This is a genomic window from Clostridium sp. Cult3 (assembly GCF_021655115.1).
Lineage (GTDB): Bacteria > Bacillota > Clostridia > Tissierellales > Tepidimicrobiaceae > PPXY01.
Window position 1 is genome coordinate 12,093 of the sequence record NZ_PPXY01000049.1, and the last position, 21,425, is coordinate 33,517.

A 21,425-nucleotide genomic window follows, 5' to 3' on the forward strand; every position below is an offset into this window, starting at 1 on the left:
ATCTCCTCTTCTTTCCATATGCTTTTATACCAATTTTAAATCATTTTTGCATAATAAACAATAAAAATTTATTTAGGGTGGATTCCAATCCACCCTATTATCTATTTATTGGCCCTTAAAGCCTCAAGTCTCTCTAATACCTTTTCCATCATATCTTCATATTTCTTTTGCTTTTCCCTTTCCCCTTCTACTACATGCTCTGGAGCCTTGGTAACAAATCCTTCATTGGATAATTTCCCTCGAACTCTTTTTAGCTCTCCTTCTAGCTTCTCCTTTTCCTTCTCTAGCCTTTCCATTTCTTTGTCAAAGTCTATTAGATCCTTTAAAGGTATATATACCTCACATCTGTCTAATACAACGGATATATTATCTTCTCCTAAAGTAGACTTGTCTTCAAGGATTTCTATCTCTTCAGCACTTGCTAGATTGATGAAGTATCCTCTTCCATAATTTATAGTATCCTTTATACTATCATCCTGAGTTACAAATATAGTTTTAGCCTTTTTAGAAGGAGCTATATCCATCTCTTGCCTTGCGTTTCTTATACCTTTTATAGCATTCATTATATAGATCATTCTCTTTTCTGCTTCCGGATAGTTATTTTCTTCGCTATAAATAGGCCAAGAACTAACTATTAGGGCTTCATCCCTTTCAGGTAGATGTTGCCATATTTCCTCAGTTATAAAAGGCATAAATGGATGTAGTAATTTTAATATGTTTTCCAATACATGTAGCAGTACCATCTGAGCAGTTTCTTTGCTCATTATATTATCTCCATATAATCTAGGTTTGACTATCTCAATATACCAATCACAATACTCATCCCAAATAAAATCATATATCTTTTGAGCGGATATTCCTATTTCGTATCTTTCAAGATTTTCAGTTACTTCAAGAATTACAGTATTCATCCTTGACAATATCCATTTGTCCTCTTCTTCCAATGTACTTAAGTCTATGTCCTTATTTACTACTTCTTCATCTAAATTCATCAATACAAATCTAGTTGCATTCCACAATTTGTTTGCAAAGTTCCTGTTAGCCTCTACCCTTTCCATATAAAATCTCATATCATTGCCAGGAGAATTTCCTGTAACTAAAGTAAATCTTAATGCATCTGCACCATATTCATCTATTACTTCTAGAGGATCAATTCCATTTCCTAAAGATTTACTCATCTTTCTACCTTCCGAATCCCTTATTAGGCCTGTTAAAAACACATCCTTAAATGGCATTTCTCCAGTTTGTTCTAGACTTGAAAATACCATTCTAATTACCCAAAAGAATATGATATCATATCCAGTTACTAATACATCCGTAGGGAAGAAATACTTCATATCCTCTGTTTCTTCAGGCCAACCTAGTGTAGAAAAAGGCCATAGGGCTGATGAAAACCAAGTGTCCAGCGTATCTGGATCTTGATATACTTTTGTACTTCCACACTTAGTACATTTTTCAGGTTTCTCTTTGGAAACCATTATTTCGTCACATTCCTCACAATAGTACACTGGTAATCTATGTCCCCACCACAATTGTCTAGAAATACACCAGTCCCTAATGTTTTCAAGCCAATGGGTATATATCTTACCAAATCTTTCAGGTATAAAACTTAGTTTCCCTTCATTATATGCATCTAAAGCTGGCTTAGCCAAGGGTCCCATCTTTACAAACCACTGTTTCGATATTAGAGGCTCTACTGTTGTCCTACATCTTTCACAATGTCCAATACTATTATCATGGTCTTTAATTTCTACTAGATAGTCTCCTGCTTTTAAATCCTCTACTATTCTTTTTCTTGCCTCATATCTATCTAGTCCTTCATATTTTCCACCATTTTCATTAATAATAGCTCTTTCATTCATTATTATACATTGGCCTAATCCGTGTCTTTCTCCAACTTCAAAGTCATTTGGATCATGGGATGGAGTTATCTTTACTGCACCAGTACCAAATTCCATCTCTACATAATCATCTGCAATTATAGAGATTTCTCTATCTACCAATGGTAAAATAGCCTTTTTCCCTATTAGATGTTTATACCTATCATCCTCAGGATTTACTGCAATAGCTAAATCTCCTAGCATGGTTTCTGGTCTAGTAGTAGCTATAGTAATATATCCTTCCTCTTCTTTTAATGGATATCTTATATACCAAATGCTTCCTAAAGTATCTTCGTGGTCTACTTCTGCATCGGAAATAGCTGTTCTACAATTTGGACACCAGTTTATAATCCTATCTCCTCTATAGATTAGATCCTTCTCATATAATCTAATAAAAGTTTCCTCTACTGCATTGCTTAAACCTTCATCTAAAGTAAACCTTTCCCTAGACCAATCACAAGAAACTCCCAACTTCTTCAGCTGATTATTTATATTTCCTCCATATTTTCTAGTCCATTCCCATGCTTCTTCCAAGAAACCTTCTCTTCCCAGTTCATCCTTGGATTTTCCTTCTAATTTAAGCTTTTCTACTACCTTAGCCTCAGTGGATATACTAGCATGATCCGTTCCTGGTAGCCACAAGGCTTCGTAACCTTCCATCCTCTTCCAGCGTGTAAGTATGTCCTGTATAGTATTGTTAAGTGCATGGCCTAGATGCAAATTCCCCGTCACATTTGGAGGGGGCATCATTATAGTAAAAGGTTTCTTATCCTTATCCACATGCGCTACAAAGTATTTCCTATCCATCCAGTACTTGTATAGCCTATCTTCGAAATCCTTGGGATTATAGGTTTTAGGTAAATTCTCAATCATCTTATATTCCTCCTCATTAATTCATTACAAAATAAAAGCCCTTCGTCCTTATATAAGGACGAAGGGCTTGCTCGCGGTACCACCTTAATTCCATAGATATAATCTATGACCCTTTAATCGATAACGGTTATCCCGTTTAAGCCTACTATCTTCAGCTTAAATACTCTGAAGCTACCTTCAGTAAACATTGCCTAAAAAGGTCTTTCAGCCTCTGGACCCCCTTCTCTGTATAGGATATTTACCTACTCCTCTTCTTCATTGCATTTATTGAATTGTTAGACATTATTATATATATAAATTATACCCTTGTCAAATGAAAAATATCACTGTCACCAAATACTTTAAGGCGAATATTATGAATATAAAAGATAGCTACTACTTTATAATATTACAGGAGGGATATGATGTCAAAGATTCTCAAAATAATTTCATTGACATTAATACTTGCTTTATTGATTAGTACTAGTTTGGTCGGCTGTAAAAAAAATGAACTTAAAAAGGTTAGACTTATCGAGGTTACCCATTCCCTATTCTATACTCCTCAATATATAGCTATTACCCAAGGTTTTTTTGAAGAAGAAGGGCTGAAAATTGAGCTTACTAATGGTAAAGGGGCAGACAAATGTATGACTGCCCTGTTAAGTGGAGAAGCGGATATTGCCTTTATGGGACCAGAAGCATCAGTATATGTATATAATCAAGGTAGGGATGACTATGCAATTAATTTTGCCCAACTAACCCAAAAAGATGGTTCTTTCTTAGTAGGTAGAGAACCTGATCCGGACTTCACCTTTGATAAACTTAAAGGTACAGAAATTATTGGTGGTAGAAAAGGTGGAATGCCTGAGATGACTTTAGAATACGTACTTAAGGAGCATGGATTAACACCTGGGGTAGATGTAAATGTTAGGACAGATATCCAATTTGATGTAATGGCTGGAGCTTTTGTTGGTGGCGAAGGAGATTATGTAGCACTTTTTGAACCTGTAGCAGCCACTCTAGAAAAAGAAGGCAAGGGGTATGTAGTAGCATCTATAGGGAAAGAGGCAGGATATATACCTTATACATGTTATTCTACTACTAAAGGTATTTTAGACAAGGATCCAGAAATGGTCCAAAGCTTTACCAACGCAATATATAAAGGAATGGTTTGGGTACAAAATCATTCCAGTGAAGAAATAGCTAAGGCTGTTAAACCACAATTTCCAGATACTGATGATGATGTTTTGATAGCATTAATAGACAGATATAGGGAACAGGATAGCTGGAAACCTGATTTGATAATTACTGAAGAAGGTCTAAATCACATGATGGATATTATGGAATTAGCAGGAGAGTTGGATAAAAGAGCAGATTATGATAAAATAGTAACTACTAAATTTGCTAAAAAGGCTATGGAAAGCATAAAGAAGTAATCTTGTAAGGGGCGGTAAAAAACTGCCCCTAACGAGTAAATTTAAAAAGTTACAAATTAGTTACAATTTCCTCTTTATTTTTTTGTTGTTTTATTATATACTTAATTGTATAAGTAAAAGACTATAAAAAGGAGTTGCATATTCATGCCAAAGATAAAATCTTTAAAGAAAAAAGCTATAGCCTTTACTATATCAGGAATATTGTTTACTACCCCAATACTTGGACAAGCTCAGTTGGGAGATCAGATATTAAAAAAAGGAATGAGTCACGAGGATATAAAAATACTTCAGGAGCATCTAGTCACATTAAACTATCTTAAGCTAGATGAAACCACTACATATTATGGGGACCAAACTGCTGATGCTGTAATGAAGCTTCAATCATCTGAAGGCTTAAATGCAGATGGAATATACGGGTCAGATACACATAAAGCTTTAAAACGCCTCTTGAAAATTGAACCTATAGAATACAGTAGAATACTTAAGGAAGGCGTAAGTGGAGATGATGTAAAAGCCTTACAAAAAAGTCTTAAGTTTTTAGGTTTCTTAGACATAGATGAGTACACTACATATTTCGGCGCTGAAACCAGACAAGCCCTTATGGATTTCCAAAAAGTTCATGGCATTAAAGTTGATGGTATAGCAGGTGCTGAAACCATCCAAACAATAAATGATGCACTAGCAGGCAACAAACGTAGGAACAAAACCAATTCTGCTAATAGGGGTAGCTCAAGTAATCTATCTTTAGGACAAGAGATTGTATCTACAGCAAAAAAACATATGGGAACCGCTTATTCCTATGGTAGCTCTAGTTCCACAGCTTTTGATTGTTCAGGCTTTACCTATTATGTATATAAGCAACATGGAATAAGCATACCTCGTTCTTCAGCGGAACAAGCCACCGTTGGGCAACAAGTAAGCAAGGGAGATTTGCAAATTGGTGATTTGGTCATATTTAGTAACACATATAAATCTGGCCCAAGTCATGCAGGAATATATATAGGAAATGGTAAATTTATTCATGCCAGCTCTGCAGGCGGAGGAGTTATGATATCTGATTTAAGCTCTGGGTATTATAACAATCATTTTTCTTATGGTAGAAGATTATATTAATATAGAAGAGTATTAAACCGGTTTCCTTATAGGAAGCCGGTTTATTTTATTTGCAATAAGTTAGTAAGTTAGTGCCGGGGACGGAGATTTGGAGAAGCGAAGGTTTGGAAAGGCTAATGTTTAGGCATCAATATTTACTATATCTTTTCTTCTGTATACTGAGGATATTATTCCTATCATTATCATGTTTACAATGTTCAATGTGGTCCCATAGCTTATAAAGGGCATAGATATACCTGCAAGTGGTGCTACGCCTAGAATCATTAAGATATTGTATACAAATTGGATTATAAATAAAGCGCTAAAAGTTGCCACTAATAATCTCCCATAATTGTCTTCAATACTTTTTATAGTTTTGATTAGTCTAATAAAAAATACAATGGATAGTACTATTATAGTTATACCAGCTAACCATCCAAAAGCATATATGATAGAAGAAAATATAAAATCTGTATGCATTTGTGGTGAATCCAATATAGGTATTTCAGTCTTATCTATATTCATCCTGTTTCCTAGAAGACTTGCTGAAGATATTAGTTTTCTTAATTGAACATTCATATAACCACAACCCAATGGATCTCGTAAGGGATTCAATAAGTTTTTTACCCTTTCAATTCTATGAGGTTGGCTAAATATTGATAAAACTACTACAAAAGCCCCAGCTCCTATGCTCCCTAATATATATTTAATGCTACCTCCAGATACATATATGAGAGCTAAAACCATAGTAAAATACATTATTATAGGAGTAACTACTGACAACTGAAAAGCTACTGTTAAAATTATAGGTAGAAATAAAATTATCAAATTTGAAATAATTTTATTCTTTTGCCAACGCTCTTCAGAAAATATTCCAGATAAAGCCATGGCATATAGAAATGGAGTTATATAATTTAAATCTGTACTAAAGACTAAAACTCTCCCCATAGCAACTCTAAAAATTCCAAGTCTTACAAATATGTTTTCTGTGCCTCCAATATTCCCCATTATAATAAGTAAACTAGTTGCTATATAAAGGTATTTTGAAAAAGGTTTGATCTTTCTATAGTCAAAAAAGTATAATACTACTATTGTTCCTACACCAGCAATAGCCATCAGTATAGAGTTTTTCATAATTCCATAAGTGCTCCAACCTGGTATTAGCCCACTTGAACTTAATATATAAATGGTTGAAATACCTATCAATGTAAATATTAAAGTTAAAGCCAATATACTCCACTCTGGCTTTGGTTTATGGACCTTGTTTAACTCCTTGCCTAATATGTAAGGATCTCCCATATGTTTTATGCCAATATCTATAGATTCTTCTAAAGAAAAACCTTTTTCCATGTTTTCTTCTACTATACCATCCATATGATCTATCAGCTCTTCTTTAATATTTCCGTGGATATCTTTAAATTTAATTTGGGTACATACTAGATCCATATAAACTTTTATCTTTTCATTGTTCATCAAGTCCATATATATTCACCTCCTAAAATTTTATTCACTGTTTTTGAAAATACATTCCACTCTTCTTTTTTAACTTTTATGTGTTTTTTTCCTTTAGATGTAATGGAATAATATTTTCTCTTCCTATTTCCTTCTCCCTTGTCCCAATAGGATTCTAAATAACCATCAGATTCTAAACCATGGAGCAATGGATATAATGTCCCTTCCTTAAATTCAAAAATGCCATTAGATTTTCTATCCATTTCCTTTATGATCTCATATCCGTACATAGGTTTTTCCTCTAATAAACTTAAAACCAAGGTAGTAGTACTACCTTTCAACAATTCTTTATCGATTTTCATAATCTCACCTCCTATACATAGATGTCCTATGCATAGACTATCTAGGTATTAATATATAATATTATTTCATTTATGTCAATAGCTATTTAAAAATAATAAGGCAAATCCATGGATTTGCCTTATTATCATAAATAAGTTAGTAAGTTAGTGCCGGGGACGGAGATTTTAGTTATCTTTGAATAAATCCTACTTTTCTGTATACCTTTCTCAATGTTTTGTTAGCTATATAGCTAGCTTTTTCTGCTCCTTCTCTGTATACTTTTTCTAAATAATCTTTGTCGTTTATTAATTCATCATATCTTTCTTGAATTGGCGTTAGACCTTCTATGACTACATCGGCTAAGTCCTCCTTAAACTTACCATATCCAATACCCTCATATCTATTCTCTATTTCTTCGATAGAATCCCCTGAAAATACACCATATATATTCATCAGATTCTGAATGCCTAATTGTTCATCATTATATTTTACTTCTCCTATAGAATCAGTTACTGCTCTTTTTATTTTCCTTCTAATAGCCTCTGGTTCATCTAATATCAATATATATCCATTTTCATTTTCATCGGATTTGGACATTTTGCTCTCTGGATTTTGCAAGCTCATAATCCTAGCGCCTTCTTCTTTTATCAAAGGTTCTGGGACTTGGAAAGTAGGGCTATATCTATTGTTAAATCTTTCTGCTAAGTCTCTAGCTAATTCTAAATGCTGTTTTTGATCCTCCCCAACAGGTACAAGATCTGTCTGGTACAATAATATATCTGCAGCCATCAATACCGGATAGGTAAACAATCCTGCATTCAAGTTTTCTTCCGATCTTTGAGATTTTTCCTTAAACTGAGTCATCCTGCTTAATTGCCCCATATAGGATATGGTATTGAGTACCCAAGTCAGTTCAGCATGGGCTGGCACATGGGATTGAATGAATATGGTAGACTTTTCTGGATCTAATCCACAAGCTAGATATATGGCCAATACCTCTAAAGTATTCCTTCTCAGATCCTTTGGTACTTGAGGCACGGTAATTGCATGTAAATCCACTATGGAATAATAGCAATCATATTTGTCCTGTAATTCTATCCAGTTTTTTATAGCCCCTATATAATTTCCAATAGTAAGCCCTCCTGAGGGTTGAACTCCACTGAACACTACTTTTCTTTCCATATTTATACCTCCTATAAAATAAATAATCCCTTTCATCTCCCTAAAAGAGACGAAAGGGTTCCTTCCGTGGTACCACTCTAATTGGCCTATAGCCCACTTTAATCTATTAAGGGAGATTAGCCCTAATATCCTACTATTTTCAGATATTAACTCTCAAGTCCATTCAACATAATAGTATCCTCAGGCTCTCACCATCCCTGATTCGCTTTAGACCTTTACTATGTTTACTAATCTTGTTCAACGTATTTAATATTTAACTGTTATTTTACATTATACACCATAGTACTTAAAAGTAAATAGTTAATGATTATATTACATACATAAGATAATCATCTCTATTGGATTTTATAACTTTTCCTGGTATGCCTACTACGGTAGTATAGGGAGGTACATCTTCTAAAACTACTGCGTTGGCTCCTATTTTTGCCCCTCTTCCTATGGTTATAGGTCCTAATACCTTAGCTCCAGCTCCTATCATCACATTATCCTCTACTGTTGGGTGACGCTTTGCATTGGGTTCTCCTCCAATTCCACCTAAGGTTACCCCATGATAAATTGTTACATTGTCGCCAATTTCAGCTGTCTCCCCTATGACTACCCCCATACCATGGTCTATAAATAAGTTTTTACCTATTTTGGCACCTGGGTGTATTTCTATGCCAGTTTTGCGTCTAGCTCTCTGGGATATAATCCTAGCTAGAGTATATCTCTCTTTAAGATAATGTTTGTGGCTCCATCTATGGTATAATAAAGCCTTTAGACTAGGATAGCAAAATATAGCTTCGAATAAAGATTTTGCTGCTGGATCCTTTTTTAATATGTTTTTAGCTTCATCTATGATAAATCTAATCATAATATCACTCTCCATTAAACAAATCTGTCGATAAATACCTTTCACCAGTATCTGGAAGAATAGTGATTACGGTTTTCCCCTTACCAAGTTTTTCCCCAATCTTTGTTGCCGCAAATACATTGGCCCCAGAGGATATACCACACAATATTCCATCATACTTACCTAATTTTTTAGCTTGTAAGTAAGCATCTTCTTCATTTACTTGAATTATCTCATCGACTATATCCTTATCTAAAATACTCGGTACAAAATTAGCTCCTATGCCTTGTAACCCATGGGGACCTGCTTTACCACCAGATAATAGGGGAGATTTTTGGGGCTCGACTGCTACTACTAATATATTTGGATTTACCTCTTTCAATCGTCTACCTACTCCAGTTATTGTTCCACCAGTTCCAACTCCTGCTACGAAGGCATCTACTTTTCCTTTGGTGTCCTCCAATATTTCTACTCCTGTAGTTTCATAATGGGCTTTTACATTGCTCATGTTTCCAAACTGATCTGGCATGAAATAACCCTTTTCCTTAGCTAGTTTATTGGCCAATTCTACAGAACCAGCCATACCATATTTTCCTTCTGTCAATATTACTTCAGCTCCATAACCTTCCATAAGCTTTTTTCTCTCTATGCTCATAGTATCAGGCATTACTATTATTACTTTATAGCCTTTTGCTGCACCTATCATAGCAAGGGCAATACCAGTATTACCACTAGTCGGTTCAATAATAGTTCCACCTTTTTTTAATATCCCCCTATCTTCTGCATCCTTAATCATATATCGTGCTGCTCTATCCTTTACACTCCCTGCTGGATTGAAGGATTCAACCTTTACCAGTATTTCTGCTATATTATCTTCCACTTCGCTATTTAATCTTATTAATGGCGTTCTTCCAATAGTTTCAAAAATACTATTAAACTTCATATATATTACCTCCATTTATCGTTTTTATTCCCTTGTAATTTAGATATAAAAAACCTTCCACCTCACGTATATATAAATATACAGAGGCGAAAGGTTAACTTCGCGGTTCCACTCTGTTTGAGAATTATCCCATCTTAATTCGAGTACTAGTATACTCTAGTTCTATAACGGGAACTACCGTTTAAGTCTACTATACCTTTCGACTAAAGGCTTATTGGTGCACTTCGAATATACTCAGTATAGATTCCTTACACCTTAAGAACCCTCTCTGTAATACCTTATATACCCTACTTTACCAAATCATAGCCATTAATATTATGATTTTATAAGTTATTATATTCCAATATAGCACAAAAGTTCATCATAGTAAATAACTTTTTAAAATTTATGAACTTATTCCCATATAAGATAGGGTGAAATAGGTATGTGCTAATGGATTCCCATTTATATCGCCACCAAAAGCATAGATCAGCTGTTTATATTTATCATATATTTCCTCTTCTTTAGTAATGCTATATAATTTTATTAAACTTTGAGCAGCAATGGAATTACCAGAAGGTATAGCACCATCATATATATCCTTCGGTCTGAATATTAATTCTTCTGATATATTGCTATAGTAGTATAGTCCTCCCTCCTCATCATCCCAAAATAGATCCATCATATCATCTATTAGCTTTTTGACTATGCCTAAATAAACTTCATCTTCAGTAACGCTATATAATTCCACTAGTCCATATATGAAAAAAGCATAGTCCTCTAAGAATCCATAGTTATAGCTCTCTCCATCTATATAAGTAGACAGTAGATAGCCAGCATTATCTATAGAATTAGCTATTACAAAATCTGCTGCCCTCCTAGCTTTATTTATATATATATCATTGCCAAGCACTTTTCCACCATAGGCTAATGCAGCAATAATAAGTCCATTCCATGAAGTCAAAATTTTGTTATCCCTATGAGGTTTAGTCCTCCTATTCCTGTAATGGAATAGGGTATCCCTCATACCTTCCAGCTTCCCTTTATCTATGCTGTTGATATCTTCTAAATCCACATCTATTAGATTGGGAATGTTCTTACCTTCAAAGTTTCCCTTATGAGTTATATCATAATACTCACAATATAGTTCTCCATAGTCCTCTCCTAGGAGTTTAACTATCTCATCCTTTTCAAATATATAAAATTTCCCTTCTTCTCCCTCTGTTTCCGCATCTAATGCTGAATAAAATCCTCCCTGACTAGAGACCATATCTCTCAGTAAAAATTCAAATATTTTCTCTGCTACTTCCCTATATAAAGATTTTTTGGTAATCTCATAAGCTCTAGTATAGGCTATGCCTAATAGGGCATTGTCATATAACATCTTTTCAAAATGTGGAACTAGCCATTTCTCATCTACAGAATATCTATAAAATCCAAAACCTACATGATCAAATATGCCCCCTTTATACATACTGTCTAAAGTAGATTTTGCCATATCCAATGCTTTTTCATCATTATTTTTATACCCATACTCCAACAAAAATAACACATACTGTGGTAATGGAAATTTAGGTTTTTGATAGAAGCCCCCATTAATATTATCAAAAATACTTTCCAATTCATTTTTTGTATATTTCAATATAGCTGGTTGAATACTTCCTCGAGAACTAACATTATATCTTTTCTCCACTTCTTCTAAAATATAATTGCTTTCCTCTATTAAGTTTTCCTTATCTTTAATCCAAGTATCCTTTACCCTTTCTAGTAAATCTATTAATCCTATCATTTCACCTCTAGTATATTTTGGGAAATAGGTTCCTGCAAAAAAAGGCTTTTTTTGAGGGGTTAGTATTAAATTTAGTGGCCATCCAGCAGAGCCTGTCATAGCTTCGGCAAAGGTTATATATACCTTGTCTATATCTGGTCTCTCCTCTCTATCTACCTTAATAGATACATAATACTCATTTAGAATTTTTGCTACTTCTTCATCCTGGAAGGATTCTCTATTCATATTGTGACACCATCTACAAGTAGAATATCCAATAGATAAAAAGATCGGTTTGTTTTCATCTTTAGCCTTTTTAAAGGCTTCATCTCCCCAGGGATACCAATCCACAGGATTGTGAGCATGTTGAAGTAAGTAGGGAGATTTTTGATATATCAGCTTGTTTGAAGTTTTAGTATTGGTCATAGTTTATAATCAAACCCTTTCCTTTCATTATTATCTATATCTTACCCATAGAAAGGGTTTATATTCCATATCTAATCAAATAACAAAGCATAGTATCGGTCAATTTTATTATCTATATCCGGTATACTAATATGCCTTGCTTCCCTTACAGTTTCTTTACCTTGGATAAATAGAAGTATAGCAGGGATTGTAAAAATATTATAGCTAGTGGCTATTTTTATTGAATCCTCTACATCCACTTGAAAAGCTTTTATCTTAGGATACTTTTTTAAAATCTTTTCTACCTTTGGCTTCATATCGATACATACTCCGCAGCTGTTAGTACCAAAGTAGAGTAATACCATTTCGTTTCCATCAATAGTTTTTTCGACTAATTCCTTTGAATTTGTAATATCCATAAATATCCTCCTATGTATGATTTGATAAAAGGATAGCCTTGGCTATCCTTTTACATGAATTCCTCAAGCAATTTCTCCCCATCCATTGGGTCTAATTCCCTATCAACTAAAGGCGGTCCATCCTTTATAAATTGGAATCTATTTTCGTAGGTTTCCTTTTCCACTTTATACAATATGCCAATAGGGATTTTATCTCCAAATTCCATAGCTTTTTTAAAAGCCTCATCCCTATCAGTATAATCATAATCCTCTGGAAGATGGTACACCCTTTCATTATACCAACTAAAGGTATTTACTTTATTCCAAACTACGCAAGGTTGGAATATATCCACCAAAGCATATCCTCTATAGTTGATTGCCTCCTTCATTATCTCTACTAGATGAGGAATATCTCCTGAAAATCCCCTAGCTACAAAACCTGCCCCCATGGTAAGGGCTAATGCTAGCGGTTGTACTGGCTCCACTTTTACCCCATCAAATTGCAAAGTTGTCTCCTGACCCATTGCCGTAGTAGGTGAAGCTTGCCCCTTGGTTAATCCATATATCTGATTGTCGTGGACGAAATGAGCAATATCTATGTTTCTCCTTATGGTGTGGATAAAATGATTGCCACCTTCACCATAAGTATCACCATCTCCTGACTCCACTATGACTTTTAAATCCTTGTTGGCTAATTTGATACCAATAGCCGGTGGCAATGCTCTGCCATGAAGGCCATTAAATCCATTTACCTTAATATAATGGGGCATCTTAGCTGCCTGACCTATACCTGAAGAAATAACCACTTCATGAGGTTCTATCTCTAACTCTTCCAAAGCCTGCTTAAGAGCTGTTCGTATCATATAGTTGCCGCAGCCAGGGCACCAGGATGGTTCATAAAGTTTATATTCGTATTTCAACTATAAAACCTCCTTTAATCTAGCATATAATTCATCTCCACTAAAAGGCCTACCGTCATATTTTAGTATCTTGTGAGTGGATTTGATTAACGCTTCCTCTCTTATTAAGCTATCTAATTGGCCAGTAGCATTTTGTTCCACATCTATAATCTTTTTAGCAGTATCTTTTAGCTCCAACAATCTATTAGTTGGCAGTGGCCATATATCTCCAAATACTAGAGCACCTATAGATACTCCTTCTCCTATTAACTTCTCTACTGCCTCTCTTACCGCGCCATAGGTAGAGCCCCAACTAACTATCAAATTTTTAGGTTTTTCATCTCCTATTAACCAAGGTTCTTCCACTTCTTCCTTTAAGCTTTCAAACTTTTTCAGCCGCTTGTCTACCATTTTAGTCCTTATTTCATCGCTTTCCGTAATATTACCCCATTCATCGTGTTCATCACTATCTACTAATACCACTTGTCCTGGAACTTTCCCTGGTAATATTCTAGGGGAAATTCCGTTTTCTGTAAACTTATACCTTTTATATTCCTCGTCGGTAACTGCCTCTTCTCCAGAAATATATCTTTCTATTTGGATCTTTCTAAAATCGAAAGGCTTCTGAGTAGTCATAGAGTCTGCCAAGTATTGATCGCTCATCAAAAGTACTGGTATTTGATATTTTTCCGCTATATTAAAGGCTCTAGCTGTCTGATAGAAAGCGTCCTCTGGACTTCTCAATGCCATAATCATCCTAGGGAATTCTCCGTGCCCAGCATGGATCATAAATCTTAAATCCCCTTGTTCCGTTCTAGTAGGAAAACCTGTCGCTGGTCCTGGCCTTTGTACATTGATTACTACCACTGGTACCTCTATCATGCCTGCTAAACTTAAAGCCTCTACCATTAATGCAAAACCTCCACCTGAAGAACCAGTCATAGCCCTTACCCCTGCATAAGATGCACCTAATGCCATATTTAAAGCCGCCACTTCATCCTCTACTTGGTCTACTGCAATTCCCATATCATCAGCATGGGTAGCAATATAGTTTAATACACCAGTAGAAGGGGTCATAGGATAGCCGCAGTAAAACTTACATCCTGCTGCTATGGCTCCTAAACCTACTGCTTGGTTTCCATTGATTATGATCTTGCCATCCTCTAAGGTTTCCAGCTTATGCTCTTCATCTAACATTGCATATCCTGCCCTTAGTGCATTGATATTTACTCTGTATATTTCATCCTTAAATTCTTCCTTAATGACCTCTTCACCTTTTTCTAAAGGTAAACCATAGTATTTTAGTATGGCACCTAAACCTACAGTAGTATAAACCCTTGGGTTTCTTAAGGATTTAGCGGTCTCAATTAGCTCTAGATGGATTACACCTTTATCTTTAGCAATACTTGTATCGGCAATTATTATGCCATTCTCTTTAAGTTTAGTACTATGGATTCCTACGGTTTCTTCATTTAAAGCAAATATTATATCCACCTTTGAACTATAGGAGTATATAGGTTTGTCGGAAAATCTAATATAGAAAAAGTTGTGTCCTCCCCTTACCCTGGACATATAATCGCTATGGGAGAAAACGTGGAATCCAGATCGCTTTAAAGTTTTTTCTAAAAGTCTGGCAAAAGTATCCATCCCCTGACCTGCTTCTCCTCCCACCAATATGCTATAATCCATATTCTTACCTCCTTTTGTTCCATAGTGTTTATCCAATTAATAGAGTAAAACCCTCCTATACCTTATACCCTAGTTGTTTCTTAAATAACCCTCAAATTTTTATATTCAAAAATCCTATCAGTATATCTCTCATAGTCCTATTTTTTTCTGTACTATTCTTGTTTTCTTATTAATAAATTCTTTCTCCATTAACACACATTTAACATTGTTTAGCATATACTGAACTAAATCCAATACAAAGGGGTAATAATTAAGGTACAAACGCTTGGGCTAGATTGTTCAATCCTCCTAACTCTGGAGTAAATCTACATGTAACAGTCTGGACTGTAAGTGATGTTTCTGAATCTCCATTTCGTGCACAAATTTGGTTTAATACAGACCCTCCTGGAACGCCACAAGAATCCAACCTTATAACTCCATCAAATTTAGCAATTTGTCCTCTCCCAATATCAAAGGTGAAATTACAATATGCATCAAATGTATCTGGTGACCCAGTGGGAGGTATTAAAGCTTTTGCAAGACGAGGACAACCTGAAACTACCATTGTTGATGATGAACAAGGTAAATTTATATTTCCACCTGGCGGTTCTTTTTTAATATTTTTATCTAATCCAGAGACACCTGAACTAGCAGCCAGTGGAAAAGTTGCTTATGGTTGGTGGGAAGAACCTATATGTAATAAGTAAGTAATATAATATATTTTAAAGCAAAAAAGCCCTTGTTACCCTTTGGTAGCAAGGACTTTTAACTCATTCATAATTATACCCACTTAAAGCTAACAATACCTGAGAAGGCAAATAGAATAACCACATGGCTATGGAAGAAATACTATATAATAGGCCTTCGCTAAAAATATTATACATAGCCACACTTATATCACATAGTAAAAATAATATCATACCTATGAGGACCATATGGCGGTTGGGTTTAGGATATATTTTATATCTATATGCTTTAAATGCCTTTGCCACGCTATTCAACAAGCAGAAAGCATAAAATATTCCCATTATCCATATAAAATCCAACTCTATTACTAGTTTATTTACTATGAAATAAACAATGGATAAGCTTAAAAATATTACTATAAAATTTCTAATGGCAAGTTTTAGGTTTCTAAGCTCATATCTAAAGGAATATATTATCTGAACTATGGAAAATAGAAAAATTCCCAATATATAGTGGCTATCTAAAATTAAAAGGAATAAATCTGCAATCAGAGTGATAAAGAGTCCAACTTGAAGTAGATGAAGATCTTTGTAGCTTAAGGCATCCTTTCTAGTAAATAGAGAAATAATAAATACAATAATCATAGATAGGAACTTCAACCTATCTGTAGATATAAAGCCATGAATATCAAATATATCCATGTACATAAACCATATGTATAGTATTACAATAAATAATAGCAGGATTCCAATAATCCTTCGTTTTTGAATAGCTTTTGACATAATTTCAACCTTTCTATGTAAGGCAAATTATCCCATATTTAAAAGTATAGTATTTATCTATAATTGTGGGACAGTGAGAACCGTCCCCACTGTCCCAGATTTGGAGCCAATAAAGGGGTTCGAACCCTTGGCCTGCAGTTTACGAAACTGCTGCTCTGCCAACTGAGCTATATTGGCCCAAGTAATTTTAATCATAATTATAATATACTACTTTTTGTGAGGTTTGTCATCCCTTTTTTTATGGGAGACTGAGGATGGTTCTCAGCCTCCCATTTTAGCTATATTGGGACAAAATATTAATAAAATAATATTAATTTAGGACAGAAAGAACCGTCCTTTCTGTCCCAGGTTGATTTATTCTCCCGATATGGCTAGTTTTTTAACCTTTATACTTGGGGAAGCTACTCCATTCATAGAAACCCTTATATCCTTACCTATCTCTTCAATATCCATCAATGTTTCAAAGAAGTTTCCTGCTATGGTTATTTGATTTATAGGTCTTTTTATCTTTCCATTTTCTATCTCATATCCATGAGCAGATAATGAATAATCGCCAGAAACTGGATTTAAACCAGAGTGTAGACCTTGTAAGTCGGTAATATATACTCCACTATCCACACTATGGAAAATTTCTTCTAAGGATTTATCCCCTTCTTCCACATATAGATTCGTGGTAGAAGTAGTTATAGAGGATTTGTAGGAATCCCTGTGCCCGTTTCCAGTAGACTTTACTCCATCCTTTGTGGCAGTTTTCCAGTTGTATAGATAGGTCTTTAATACTCCTTCATCTATTATCTTTTTACAATATGTTGCTGTTCCTTCTCCATCGAAGGGGCTAGAATTAAAACCTCCTTCTACAAAGGGATCGTCTACCAATGTGAACTTTTTCATAGCAATTGGTTCATGGATCTTATCCTTCAATAGGGATAATCCTTTTTGGACCCTTTCTGCATAAAAAACGGATTGGAAAGCTCCTAATAGTTCAGCAAATGCATCATTTCTAAATACCACTGGGTATTCCTGAGATTTAATAGGCTTAGCTCCTAATAGTGATAAAGCTTCTTCTACCGCTTCCCTTGCTAACTTTTTATAATCAAATTCTGCAAAATCCTTAGATATAACATAGCTAGATCCAGTTTTGGTATCTTCCCCTTCTTTGGCTACCACCATAATAAATGCATAGGCTAAATTTCCACTGTCCTCTAGATTTAAACCCTTGGTATTTACAAGATATTTGCTATTTTCTATCTCATTGTACATACAATAGCTTACCGCTACAATCCTTGGATCTAAATCTAAGGCTGCCTTTTCTAAGGCCTTTGTAAATTCAATTTTATCCTCTAGTGGTGTTTCATGAAGCTCTTTACTAAAGTTATCCAATTCCTTGTATTCATCTGAGCCGGAGAATATTATCTCTTTTTCTAAGGCATCTATATGTTTTCCATTTTCATAGGCTTCCTCTATTAACATTTCTATAGAGGATTCATCTACCTTTTCAGTATAGGAATATCCCATCTTGTCATCATATATACCCCTTAGGGATAGGCCTTCTGTGTCGGAGATATTGTATTTGTCGATTTCACCATTAAATACAGCTATCTCTATAGCCTTGGTCTTTTCTACATAGACCTCCATATCTTCGAATCTATCTTTTCCTTGTTCGAATATCTTATCAGCTAATTCCTTATATTTCATACTAGTTCTCCCCCTTTCTTCCACCAACGGTTAAAGCTTTAACCCTTATAGTTGGCTGTCCTACATTAGTAGGTACCATGCCGCTTAGAGAACCACATACTCCTTGACCAAAGGTTTGATTATTCCCTACCATATCTATATTTTCCAACACCTTAGCTCCAGTACCTATGAGGGTTGCACCACGAACAGGTTTTGTTATCTTTCCATTTTCAATTAAATAGCCTTCCATTACTGCAAAGTTAAAGTCCCCTGTAGCTGGATTTACACTTCCTCCACCGAGCTTTTTAGCGAATAATCCTCTTTCCGTATCGGATATTATCTCTTCAAAAGTAGAGTCACCGTTGGCTATAAAGGTATTATTCATCCTAGAAGTAGGTGCAAATTTATAGGATTGTCTCCTTCCAGAGCCAGTAGATTCCATACCCATACGCCTCCCATTTAATTTATCTATCAAATAGGATTTAAGTATTCCATTCTCAATAAGTACATTTCTCTGGGTTAGCTTTCCTTCGTCATCAATATTTAATGAACCCCATTCATTTGGTAGAGTTCCATCATCAATAGCGGTTACTAAAGGCGATGCAATTTGCTCTCCTAGCTTATTGGAAAAAACAGAAGTCCCCTTAGCTACTGAAGTTGCCTCTAAGCTATGGCCACAAGCTTCATGGAATAGCACTCCCCCAAATTCATTGTGAATAACTACTGGCATTACTCCAGATGGGCAATAATCTGCTAATACCATGGTTTTAGCAATTCTCGATGCTTCTTTACCTACCTCATCTACATCTATACCATCGAAGAACTCAAAGCCCATGGAAGCTCCTGGGGCATAAAAACCTACTTGCATTTCTCCATCCTTTGATGCTACGGATTGAACATAAAACCTAGTCCTAACCCGCTTGTCTTCTACCATCAACCCTTCCGAATTAGCTATCAGTACGTTTTGTTCTTCATCAAAATAATCAGTGGTAACCTGGGTTATTAGAGAATCGTAATTTTTAGCGCTCTCATATCCCCTTTTTAATAATTCTACTTTTTTAGCTTTGTCTACAGTACTCGGTATGATTTTTATTGGATTTAAATTTCTAGTATCTGATTTCATTAAATTTAATACTATATCTGTTTTTTTAGATTTCAATGCTAATGCAATTTCCTTTGCCACTTCTATTAAATTTTCTTCACTGGCATCATTGGTATAGCCATAAACAGCATTAAAACCGTCAAATATTCTAATACCTACACCAAAATCCCTGCCTGATATACTGTTTTCTACATATCCTCCCACCATTTTGATATTTGTATTAAACCTATCTTCTACAAATATTTCTGCAAAATCTCCTCCATGGGAAAGAACTGCGTAAAGAACATTTTCTATTGTCTTTTTACTAAGCAAAAAATTACCCCCTTTGTGAATATTTCCTACAATTATTATTATATATTATTTCGAGACTGAAATCATTTATTTTATATATATTTTGGAACATCGGGGACAGTTCTCACTGTCCCATTTTTAGATATAGAATTATTATACTATGTAATTAATTATTTGACTCTCATCTTCATTATAAGCTGTTACCACTGAGCCTTCTATAAAAATTGGCTTATTTCTATCATGATCATATAAGCTCACAAAATGTTCATGTAATATTTCCTTTTCTAATTTATACATATTCATAGGGTCATAGCCTGTAATGCTATATTTGCCAAAATGATTTTTTCTGTCAGCAGCATGAAATTTATTAAATCTATTGAATAATTCCTCCTTACATTTTATCATATTTTCTTCTATAGCAGGGTCTATTGGAATCCTTTCAATCTCAACTCTTTCACCGATTATACTCATCAATTCTTCCATAATGGTATTAGGATTGTCTTTTATTTCTTGGGATAATTGAATGTTCATCGAATCTAACAATATAAGCAACAATGTCCCATAAAAATAGGAATATCTTCTTGTATTAAATATCATATTATTGTCCGCTATAATTTGTAGATAATTACCAATGCGTTCTTTATACTTCTTTTCATCAATTGTCTTCAAAGCCATTGTTCCCACATATTCTGCTGTGCCTTCTAAGGTTTCAATTTTGAATTCATATTCAGTAGCCCCCCTATAAAGTCTACTTCGTTTATCCCTAATGCTAATTATTTCTACAAGATTTGATAGTTTTATTTCATCATCTTTTGATGTAATAGCTTCTATGAGAAGTCTGGCTTCCTTTTTCTTTATATTATAGTATTCAGCTTCCAAAGGCTTATCTAATCCCTTTATATCATTGGGGAATCTATTCTCTTCGTTATCCAATTGGAAGGCATGGAACATTTCATGGACTATATTAGATGTTAGTATTTCAATGCTATCTAAATCTTTTTCTGTTATACGCCAAATTGCAATTTTCTCACCCTCATAATCTATAGATGTATTCCCCTTAAACCTGTTATCAACTTCTATATCCCTATCCCCAAAATAAACTCTCTCATCATCATATAGTACAAATTTATATCTTTTAAATCCCTTCCACAACTCTCTAAAATCCATATCATTTAAGATACTATCTATCTGTTGCCAGATATTATTCACATTCATCCCATATCCCCCTTGTTTCCATGAATTCATGGATTGTTTTTGTATTTCCAATTAACGTAAACTGAGCAATTCTATCTTTCTTTAAATATTGGTATGAAAACTCTAAATTTTCATTTCTATTGACTAACTCAACTATCTGTTGAACCTTTGATTCTAACTCATCCTCTGATGCTACTGGAACATTAATAATCACTGCACCTGTATCAGATTTAGGGTTACTCTTTAAAAAATTAAATACTCTATCGTGATTATTCTCCATAATATTATTGCTAACATTTTCATCCTCAAACAATTTTTTAATATCATCTTCAGTAAATCTCCATTGGACACCTATTTTCTTCCCTTGCAATTTCCCATCTTTAATATAATTTCTAATGGTCCTTTCCGTAAGACCTGTCATAATTGCAATATCCTTTACAGTATATAGCTTTTCCAAAGTATTACCCCTTTCATTATTTTCATATATTTTCATTATATTTCATGTATTTTCACATGTCAATAGGATTTGTAATAAAAAAAGATCCAACTATCCTTAATTAGATAATT

The 21,425-nt window shown here is 34.5% G+C and carries 18 protein-coding genes, 1 tRNA gene and 3 other annotated features; of the genes, 3 read left to right on the forward strand and 16 right to left on the reverse strand.

Annotated elements, in window-relative coordinates; genetic code table 11:
- Positions 1 to 101: 101 nt before the first annotated feature.
- Complete coding sequence (locus C3E88_RS09685; protein WP_236909983.1) at positions 102 to 2,753, reverse strand: valine--tRNA ligase; 2,652 nt, start codon at positions 2,751 to 2,753, stop codon at positions 102 to 104.
- 51 nt (positions 2,754 to 2,804) lie between these two features.
- Positions 2,805 to 3,021, reverse strand: a binding site (T-box leader).
- A 136-nt stretch (positions 3,022 to 3,157) separates the two neighbouring features.
- Here C3E88_RS09685 and C3E88_RS09690 point away from each other — a divergent pair.
- The gene (locus C3E88_RS09690; RefSeq protein WP_236909984.1) at positions 3,158 to 4,168 is read left to right on the forward strand and encodes an ABC transporter substrate-binding protein; all 1,011 of its coding nucleotides are present in this window, start codon (positions 3,158 to 3,160) and stop codon (positions 4,166 to 4,168) included.
- 144 nt (positions 4,169 to 4,312) lie between these two features.
- Positions 4,313 to 5,281: a C40 family peptidase gene (locus C3E88_RS09695; protein ID WP_236909985.1), complete on the forward strand. Its 969-nt coding sequence runs from the start codon at positions 4,313 to 4,315 to the stop codon at positions 5,279 to 5,281.
- A 120-nt stretch (positions 5,282 to 5,401) separates the two neighbouring features.
- Here the strand turns inward: C3E88_RS09695 and C3E88_RS09700 are convergent, their stop codons facing one another.
- The 9 genes from C3E88_RS09700 to C3E88_RS09740 form a co-directional block, all read right to left on the reverse strand.
- A complete protein-coding gene (locus C3E88_RS09700; RefSeq protein WP_236909986.1) occupies positions 5,402 to 6,742 on the reverse strand; it encodes an FtsW/RodA/SpoVE family cell cycle protein in 1,341 nt (446 codons plus the stop codon).
- Positions 6,733 to 7,074 carry a PadR family transcriptional regulator gene (locus C3E88_RS09705; RefSeq protein ID WP_236909987.1) on the reverse strand — a complete coding sequence of 114 codons (342 nt, stop codon included), beginning with the start codon at positions 7,072 to 7,074 and terminating at the stop codon, positions 6,733 to 6,735. The genes C3E88_RS09700 and C3E88_RS09705 overlap by 10 nt, the downstream gene beginning before the upstream one ends.
- Before the next feature lie 169 nt (positions 7,075 to 7,243).
- The gene (trpS, locus tag C3E88_RS09710; RefSeq protein WP_236909988.1) at positions 7,244 to 8,236 is read right to left on the reverse strand and encodes a tryptophan--tRNA ligase; all 993 of its coding nucleotides are present in this window, start codon (positions 8,234 to 8,236) and stop codon (positions 7,244 to 7,246) included.
- 42 nt (positions 8,237 to 8,278) lie between these two features.
- Positions 8,279 to 8,486: a binding site (T-box leader), on the reverse strand.
- A 57-nt stretch (positions 8,487 to 8,543) separates the two neighbouring features.
- Positions 8,544 to 9,089: a serine O-acetyltransferase EpsC gene (gene epsC, locus C3E88_RS09715; protein WP_236909989.1), complete on the reverse strand. Its 546-nt coding sequence runs from the start codon at positions 9,087 to 9,089 to the stop codon at positions 8,544 to 8,546.
- 4 nt (positions 9,090 to 9,093) lie between these two features.
- On the reverse strand, positions 9,094 to 10,011 hold the full coding sequence (cysK, locus tag C3E88_RS09720; RefSeq protein WP_236909990.1) for a cysteine synthase A: 918 nt from the start codon (positions 10,009 to 10,011) through the stop codon (positions 9,094 to 9,096).
- A 79-nt stretch (positions 10,012 to 10,090) separates the two neighbouring features.
- Positions 10,091 to 10,324: a binding site (T-box leader), on the reverse strand.
- Positions 10,325 to 10,396: 72 nt separating this feature from the next.
- The gene (locus C3E88_RS09725) at positions 10,397 to 12,184 is read right to left on the reverse strand and encodes a thioredoxin domain-containing protein (protein WP_236909991.1); all 1,788 of its coding nucleotides are present in this window, start codon (positions 12,182 to 12,184) and stop codon (positions 10,397 to 10,399) included.
- Between the two features lie 71 nt (positions 12,185 to 12,255).
- The gene (locus C3E88_RS09730; protein ID WP_236909992.1) at positions 12,256 to 12,582 is read right to left on the reverse strand and encodes a thioredoxin family protein; all 327 of its coding nucleotides are present in this window, start codon (positions 12,580 to 12,582) and stop codon (positions 12,256 to 12,258) included.
- Positions 12,583 to 12,632: 50 nt separating this feature from the next.
- Positions 12,633 to 13,481: a 2-oxoacid:ferredoxin oxidoreductase subunit beta gene (locus C3E88_RS09735; RefSeq protein ID WP_272878529.1), complete on the reverse strand. Its 849-nt coding sequence runs from the start codon at positions 13,479 to 13,481 to the stop codon at positions 12,633 to 12,635.
- A complete protein-coding gene (locus C3E88_RS09740; RefSeq protein WP_236909993.1) occupies positions 13,482 to 15,149 on the reverse strand; it encodes a 2-oxoacid:acceptor oxidoreductase subunit alpha in 1,668 nt (555 codons plus the stop codon).
- Positions 15,150 to 15,424: 275 nt separating this feature from the next.
- Here C3E88_RS09740 and C3E88_RS09745 point away from each other — a divergent pair, with 275 nt between their 5' ends.
- The gene (locus tag C3E88_RS09745; protein WP_236909994.1) at positions 15,425 to 15,835 is read left to right on the forward strand and encodes a DUF6143 family protein; all 411 of its coding nucleotides are present in this window, start codon (positions 15,425 to 15,427) and stop codon (positions 15,833 to 15,835) included.
- A 63-nt stretch (positions 15,836 to 15,898) separates the two neighbouring features.
- On the opposite strand, the gene C3E88_RS09750 is transcribed toward C3E88_RS09745, so the two are convergent.
- The 6 genes from C3E88_RS09750 to C3E88_RS09775 form a co-directional block, all read right to left on the reverse strand.
- Positions 15,899 to 16,597 carry a lysoplasmalogenase family protein gene (locus C3E88_RS09750; protein ID WP_236909995.1) on the reverse strand — a complete coding sequence of 233 codons (699 nt, stop codon included), beginning with the start codon at positions 16,595 to 16,597 and terminating at the stop codon, positions 15,899 to 15,901.
- Positions 16,598 to 16,698: 101 nt separating this feature from the next.
- Positions 16,699 to 16,774 (reverse strand) — tRNA-Thr (locus tag C3E88_RS09755).
- A 177-nt stretch (positions 16,775 to 16,951) separates the two neighbouring features.
- Positions 16,952 to 18,292, reverse strand: a complete 1,341-nt coding sequence (locus C3E88_RS09760) for a TldD/PmbA family protein (RefSeq protein ID WP_236909996.1) — start codon at positions 18,290 to 18,292, stop codon at positions 16,952 to 16,954.
- A 1-nt stretch (position 18,293) separates the two neighbouring features.
- On the reverse strand, positions 18,294 to 19,685 hold the full coding sequence (locus tag C3E88_RS09765; protein WP_236909997.1) for a TldD/PmbA family protein: 1,392 nt from the start codon (positions 19,683 to 19,685) through the stop codon (positions 18,294 to 18,296).
- 132 nt (positions 19,686 to 19,817) lie between these two features.
- Positions 19,818 to 20,879, reverse strand: coding sequence for a hypothetical protein (locus C3E88_RS09770; RefSeq protein WP_236909998.1), 1,062 nt, complete (start codon positions 20,877 to 20,879; stop codon positions 19,818 to 19,820).
- A complete protein-coding gene (locus C3E88_RS09775) occupies positions 20,866 to 21,315 on the reverse strand; it encodes a helix-turn-helix domain-containing protein (RefSeq protein WP_236909999.1) in 450 nt (149 codons plus the stop codon). The genes C3E88_RS09770 and C3E88_RS09775 overlap by 14 nt, the downstream gene beginning before the upstream one ends.
- Positions 21,316 to 21,425: the final 110 nt, after the last annotated feature.